At 70.8% G+C, this 6,350-nt stretch carries 7 protein-coding genes; 5 read left to right on the top strand and 2 right to left on the bottom strand.

The features are described from left to right. The coding region (locus ABTZ54_RS16165; protein ID WP_351663022.1) for a PucR family transcriptional regulator at positions 1-539 on the top strand (539 nt) is incomplete at its 5' end. Positions 540-548: 9 nt separating this feature from the next. On the opposite strand, the gene ABTZ54_RS16160 is transcribed toward ABTZ54_RS16165, so the two are convergent. Continuing rightward, the gene (locus tag ABTZ54_RS16160) at positions 549-1,145 is read right to left on the bottom strand and encodes a hypothetical protein (RefSeq protein WP_351663019.1); all 597 of its coding nucleotides are present in this window, start codon (positions 1,143-1,145) and stop codon (positions 549-551) included. A gap of 154 nt (positions 1,146-1,299) precedes the next feature. Here ABTZ54_RS16160 and ABTZ54_RS16155 point away from each other — a divergent pair, with 154 nt between their 5' ends. The 4 genes from ABTZ54_RS16155 to ABTZ54_RS16140 all read left to right on the top strand — a co-directional run bounded on the left by ABTZ54_RS16155 (position 1,300) and on the right by ABTZ54_RS16140 (position 5,437). Then, positions 1,300-2,349, top strand: coding sequence for a helix-turn-helix domain-containing protein (locus tag ABTZ54_RS16155; RefSeq protein ID WP_351663016.1), 1,050 nt, complete (start codon positions 1,300-1,302; stop codon positions 2,347-2,349). A 78-nt stretch (positions 2,350-2,427) separates the two neighbouring features. After that, entirely contained in the window at positions 2,428-3,585 is a 1,158-nt protein-coding gene (locus ABTZ54_RS16150; protein WP_351663013.1) for an acyl-CoA dehydrogenase family protein, read from the top strand. Continuing rightward, the gene (locus ABTZ54_RS16145) at positions 3,586-4,455 is read left to right on the top strand and encodes an acyl-CoA thioesterase (RefSeq protein WP_351663010.1); all 870 of its coding nucleotides are present in this window, start codon (positions 3,586-3,588) and stop codon (positions 4,453-4,455) included. It begins immediately after the preceding gene. 22 nt (positions 4,456-4,477) lie between these two features. Further along, positions 4,478-5,437 (top strand): cation diffusion facilitator family transporter, encoded by a 960-nt coding sequence (locus tag ABTZ54_RS16140; protein WP_351663007.1) that lies wholly within the window; start codon positions 4,478-4,480, stop codon positions 5,435-5,437. Positions 5,438-5,546: 109 nt separating this feature from the next. On the opposite strand, the gene ABTZ54_RS16135 is transcribed toward ABTZ54_RS16140, so the two are convergent. Next, positions 5,547-6,329 carry a phosphatase gene (locus ABTZ54_RS16135; RefSeq protein ID WP_351663004.1) on the bottom strand — a complete coding sequence of 261 codons (783 nt, stop codon included), beginning with the start codon at positions 6,327-6,329 and terminating at the stop codon, positions 5,547-5,549. Positions 6,330-6,350: the final 21 nt, after the last annotated feature.

Here is a 6,350-nt window from a genome sequence, read left to right as displayed (position 1 = left end):
ATGGCGGCGGTGACCCGGGCGAGTGTGGTCGCGCGCAGCCGGTGGGGGGCGTTGAGGGCGTTCGAGACGGTCTGGCGGGAGACTCCCGCCGTGCGCCGCAGGACCACGCGACCCCCGTCCGCCTGGTCCTGCCGACCTCCACCCCCGTCACCCCCCAGCCCGGCTGGACATTGGGCGTAAGCGCCCCCGCCGCCCCAGCCACCCTCGCCACCGCCGACACCCAGGCGGCCCGAGCCCTGCGCCGAGCGGAGGCAACCCGCACCCCCCTGCTCCGGCACAGAACATCCGGCCTGGCCGGCCTGGTGGACCCGGAAGAGGCAAAGGCGTACGCCCATGCCCTCCTAGCCCCGCTCACCCCTCCCCTCCGCGACACCCTGCGCACCTGGCTGTCGCTGCACGGCAGCTGGGACCGGACGGCCGCGGCGACGGACATCCACCGCAACACCGTCCGCCAGCGGATCACCCGCTGCGCAACCCTCCTCGGCCTGGACCTGGACGATCCGGACGTACGGATGGAGCTGTGGTTCGCCCTCAGATGAGCCCAGGAGTCACCACAGCTTGGCGACGGCCGTCGTGGTGGTCGTGCGGAACGCGGCCAGCGGCGCGTCCTTCAGATCCCCCATCTGCCCCCACCGGACGAAGGTGACGGTGCGCCCGTCCCGCCCGACGGAAAAGAGATGGATATCGGTGCTACCCACCTCCGGGTCGGCGGTGTCCAAGCTGTACACCCAGGCCCCCTCCTCGACGGCCAGCTTCCCGTGGAAGGCGCTGACGGCCTTCAGACCCGGGTTCTGCCGCTCCAGCAGCGGACCGCAGCCGGCCAGGGACTCGCGAAGGGTGTCGACCAGCTCGACGGCGGCGGCCTCGCTGGGAGCGACGGTGGTGATCTGGACGCCATTGGTGTCGAGCTCGGTGTTGAAGTCGCGGTAGCGGCTGTTCTGCGCCGGAATCGTGTACGGCGCGCAGAGAGCACCACCGTTCTCCGGGACGCCGCTGAAGACCCGGCTGGCGGTCCACGGCGTGGACGACACCGGCATCTGGCCGGCGGAGAGGAACGCAGGCTGCGAGGCGGCCTGAGCCGGGGCGACAGCAAGCGCCGCGAGCCCCAGGGCGGCGACGGTGAAGGCGCTACGGAACATGGTCATGACGATGAATCCCCCATGGATCGGTCGATCAGTGCTCCCACCAGCCTCGGGGCACCCGCCACCCCCGGCAACGATCTGGGGCATGCCACCCGTCCCGGAACCATTCCACCCCCTGTGACGTGGGAAGACGCAAGGGGATGGAATGGGGGGACACATGCCGAAGGACGCCGAGGTCGAACAGTTCGCACGCCTGGTACGCGAGCTGAAGGCAAGGGACGGCCGAAGCTACGAGGCACTGGGCCGCCGCCTGAACGTGAGCGCCTCGACGCTGCACCGCTACTGCTCCGGCACGACCGTCCCGGAGGACTTCGCGGTAATAGACAGGCTGGCGGCACTGTGCGGGGCGGAACCAGAGGAGCACCAGGCCCTGGAAGAGGCATGGAAGGCGGCATCCCGCACCCGCCACCCGCCGGAACCAGAGCCGGAAGCACCACCACAACCCCAACGACGACGACGATGGCACCCAGCCCTGCCCACCGGCCTCCTGGCACTGACAGCCACGCTGGCCCTGACAGCCGTACTCCTCCCCCGCCAGAGCAAAACCCCACCCCCACCCCCACCCCTGACCGTGACCACCGCCTCGCACATCTGGCAGAACGGCTGCGGCCACACCTACCTGGCGGCGCAGCCCCCGGCCCAGGTCCCCGCCCCACCACCGGCCGCCGACGCGAGCCGATGGGCGGCGGCGCAGGCGGCGGTGCACGGCGGGGAGACGCTGCTGCGGGTGTCCGTCCAGGGCAAGAACACCTCGGCAGTGGTGCTCCAGGGCCTGCACGTACGGGTGGTGGACCGAGGAAGGCCGCTGCCGTGGTCCGCGTACCGGATGGACGGCGGCTGCGGCGGGGCGATCACACCGCGCCTGCTGGAGGTGGACCTGGACCGGCCGAGGCCGGTGACCCGCCCGGTGGACGGCTACGACGCGTCCGGGGCGGAGGGCAGGACGATCCCGGCGGTCTCCTTCCCGTACGCGGTGACGGCCGCCGACCCGGAGGAGCTGCTGGTCTCGGCCCGCACCGCCGCCTGCGACTGCCGCTGGTACCTGGAACTGGAGTGGACCGCGGACGGCCGCCGGGGCACGGTCCGGATCGCGGACGAGCAGGGCGAACCCTTCCGGACGAGCGGAACGAAGAACCGCCCGACCTACGGATACGACTCCACCCGTCGGACCTGGATCACAGCCCCGGAGTCTGGACAGGCCGGGTGACCGCTGGGTAACTTCGAAGATGACAGACTGAGCAAGCGCTTAGACAGCTGGCCGCCCGCACACCGGAGGAGACGCATCGTGCGCCGTACCGTATTCAACGAGGACCACGAGGCGTTCCGGGAGACCATCCGCGCCTTCATCGAGGCCGAGGTCGTCCCCGTCTACGACGAGTGGTTCGCGGCCGGCCAGGCGCCCCGCGAGTTCTACGGCAAGCTGGGCGAGCTCGGCATCTTCGGCATCAACGTGCCCGAGGAGTTCGGCGGCGCGGGCCTGGACACCCACAAGTTCGAGGCCGTCCTCTACGAGGAGACCTCCCGCGCCGGCGTCCAGTTCGGCGGCTCCGGCGTGCACGTCCTCCTCGCCCTCCCGTACATCAAGATGCTCGCCACCGACGAGCAGAAGAAGCGCTACCTGCCGAACTTCGTCACGGGCGACGAGATGTGGGCGCTGGCCATGACCGAGCCGGGCACCGGCTCCGACGTCGCGGGCATGAAGACCACCGCCAAGCTGTCCGAGGACGGCACCCACTACGTCCTCAACGGCGCCAAGACCTTCATCACCGGCGGCGTCCACGCCGACCGCGTGATCGTCTGCGCCCGCACCTCCGCCCCGACCGCGGAGGACCGCCGCTCCGGCATCTCCCTGTTCGCCGTGGACACCAAGTCCGAGGGCTACTCCATCGGCCGCAAGCTGGACAAGCTGGGCCTGCGCACCTCCGACACCGCCGAGCTGGCCTTCGTCGACGTGAAGGTCCCGGTCGAGGACCTGCTCGGCGAGGAGGGCAAGGGCTTCTACTACCTCGGCCACAACCTGGCCTCCGAGCGCTGGGGCATCGCCTTCGGCGCGTACGCCCAGGCCAAGGCCGCCGTCCGCTTCGCGCAGCAGTACGTCACGGACCGCACGGTCTTCGGCAAGCCGGTCGCGCACTTCCAGAACACCAAGTTCGAGCTGGCCGCCTGCCAGGCCGAGGTCGACGCCGCCGAGGCCGTCGCCGACCGCGCCCTGGAGGCCCTGGACGCGGGCGAGCTGACCCCGGCCGAGGCCGCCAGCGCCAAGCTGTTCTGCACCGAGGTCGCCCACCGCGTCATCGACCGCTGCCTCCAGCTGCACGGCGGCTACGGCTACATGAACGAGTACCCGATCGCCCGCCTGTACGCCGACAACCGCGTCAACCGCATCTACGGCGGCACCAGCGAGATCATGAAGTCGATCATCGCGAAGTCGATGGGCCTGTAAGTGCCCGAAGCGCACACCGCACTGGATGACCTGCTCGATCTGCTCGACCTGGAGCGGATCGAGCAGGACATCTTCCGGGGCGAGTCCCGCCCCTCGATCGTCCCCCGCGTCTTCGGCGGCCAGGTGGCCGCCCAGGCACTGGTGGCGGCCGGACGAACGGTCCCCGAGGACCGCCTCGCCCACTCGCTCCACGCGTACTTCCTGCGCGCAGGCGACCCGGGCGCGCCGATCGTGTACACGGTCGACCGCATCCGCGACGGCCGCTCCTTCACCACCCGCCGGGTGGTGGCCGTCCAGCACGGCCAGCCGATCTTCCACCTCTCGGCATCGTTCCAGACGTACGAAGAGGGCCTGGACCACCAAACACCAATGCCACCCGCCCCGGCCCCGGAATCACTCCCGGCCCCGGCCGAGATGCTCCCCCGCCACCTCCCCCGCGAGGTCGCGGACCGCCTGATCGAGGCCCGCGCCGCCGTGGACCTCCGCTACGCCGAGGACCCCCCGTGGGGAAGCGTCGGACAGCCGCGCGAGCCGCGCTCCCAGGTCTGGTTCCGCACCAACGGCAAACTCGCGGACGACCCCCTCCTCCACATAGCCCTGGCGACCTACGTCTCGGACATGACCCTCCTCGACTCGATCCTCCTGGCCCACGGCCGGGGCGGCTGGGCCGTCGGTGACGTCGTCGGGGCCTCCCTGGACCACGCCATGTGGTTCCACCGCCCGTTCCGGGCCGACGAGTGGCTCCTGTACGACCAGGAGTCACCGACCGCGTCCGGCGGCCGGGGCCTCGGCCAGGCACGGATCTTCACGCAGGACGGACGACTGGCGATCTCGGTCATCCAAGAGGGTGTCGTTCGCGTACCGCGCTGATGATCGGACATACCGTCCGATCATGGCGGAGAACGGCGAGAGCACCTTCACAGTGATCGTGGCGGCGATGGCCAATCTGGGCATCGCCGTCGCCAAGGCCGTCGCGGGCGTGGTCAGCGGATCCAGCGCGATGCTGTCCGAGGCGGCGCACTCGCTCGCCGACACCGTCACCGAGTTCATGCTCCTGACGGCCCTCAAAAGAAGCGAGAAGCCGGCCGACGAGGACCACCCGCTCGGCTACGCCAACGAGCGCTACGTCTGGGCGATGCTCGCGGCGGTCGCCACCTTCGTGGGCGGCGCGGTCTTCTCCCTCTACGACGGCATCCACACCCTCGTCGAGGGCGAGGAGCTGGGCGACCCCACGATCTCGTACATCGTCCTGGGCATCGCCTTCCTCCTAGAAGGCTTCAGTCTCCGTACGGCCGTCAAGCAGGTGAAGGCCGAGGCGACCCGCATGAAGGCCCCCTTCGCCCGCTACCTCCGCCTGACCCCCGACACCACCGTCAAGGCGGTCGTCATGGAGGACTCGGCGGCCCTGGCGGGCCTGATGCTCGCGGCAGGCGGCCTACTGGGCGTACAGCTCACCGGCTCCTCCACCTGGGACGGCATCGCATCCATCCTGATCGGCCTGCTCCTCGTCTACGTGGCCTGGGTCCTGGGCCGCTCCAACGCGGAACTCCTGATCGGCCGCCCGCTCCCCCGCCCCATGCGCCAGGCGGTCCGCGAGGAACTCCTCGCCGTGGACCACGTGGTCGGCGTCCTCGACCTGACGACCCTGATCCAGGGCCCGGACGAGGTGATGGTCGCGGCGAAGGTCGACTTCAGGGACATGTCGACGGCCGCCGAAGTAGAACGCGCCTGCGAAACCGCGGAGTCCCGCCTCCGCACCCGCTTCCCGGCCATCCGCCGCGTCTACCTGGACCCGACCCCGGGCCGCACGCAGCCCGACGGCGCGAGGGGGCCGGAGCCGGAGCGGGGGTAGGGGGTGTCCGGACGTGGCAGCGCCCGTAACGAGCGAAGCGAAGTGAAGGTCGCAGTCCGGACACCCCCTACCCCCGCTCCGGCTCCGGCCCCCGACCCACCACGGGTGGTCAGCCGACAAGCCCCGCAGCATCCAACAGATAACCGGTCAGCGGCTCATAAAACCGAGGATCCACCACGTGGTCGTCCAACGGCACGGTGACCTGCATAGCCCCCTCCGCCTCCGCAAGGAACAACGCCGGATCGTTGCAGTCCGCATACCCCACCGTGTCGACCCCCCGCTGCGCCGCACACCCCGCCCACCCGTGGTCAGCGACCACGAGATCCGGCGCGGCCTCGCCCACGGCGGCAAGCCCGTCCAGGATCGCCTTCATGGGCTGCGGCGAATGCGTGTGCCACAAACTGGCCCCCCGCTCGAAGACCGCGACGTCGGCGAACTGCACGACGTACCCCTCGTCGGCGGTGAGCCCCCCGGGAATCCGCACGATGTCGCACCCCCGGGCCCGCAGCGCGGCGGCGACCCGGCTGTGCGCGTCGATCAGCGAGCCCGGGTGCCCGGTAGCGAACAGCACCCGCTCCTTGCCCGAGGCGGCCTTGGCGAGACGGGCGGCCATACGGTCCAGGGCGCCGACGGTCAGCTCGGGATCGATGGTGTCCTGCCCGGCCCGGTGCGCCGGGTCGTCGACGACCCCGCACCGCTCGGCCATGACCGCGAGCACGTCCTGCTCATCGGTCCACCGATCGCCGAACTCCAGGCCGAACCAGTAGTGCCGGTCACCATTGGCCAGGTGGCGGTAGTGCGCCAGGTTGTTGTCGCGCGGGGTGGCGACGTCGCCCGCGATACGGGTCCGGACGAGGTGCTCGACGAGGGCGGGGCGGCTGAGTATCGGCATGGGCGCCATTGTGCCCGCTGG

The sequence above is a fragment of the Streptomyces sp. NPDC094032 genome, from assembly GCF_040303965.1.
Taxonomy (GTDB): Bacteria; Actinomycetota; Actinomycetes; order Streptomycetales; family Streptomycetaceae; genus Streptomyces.
Note: the sequence above shows the minus strand (reverse complement) of the source record. Positions and strands in the feature narration are given on the sequence as shown.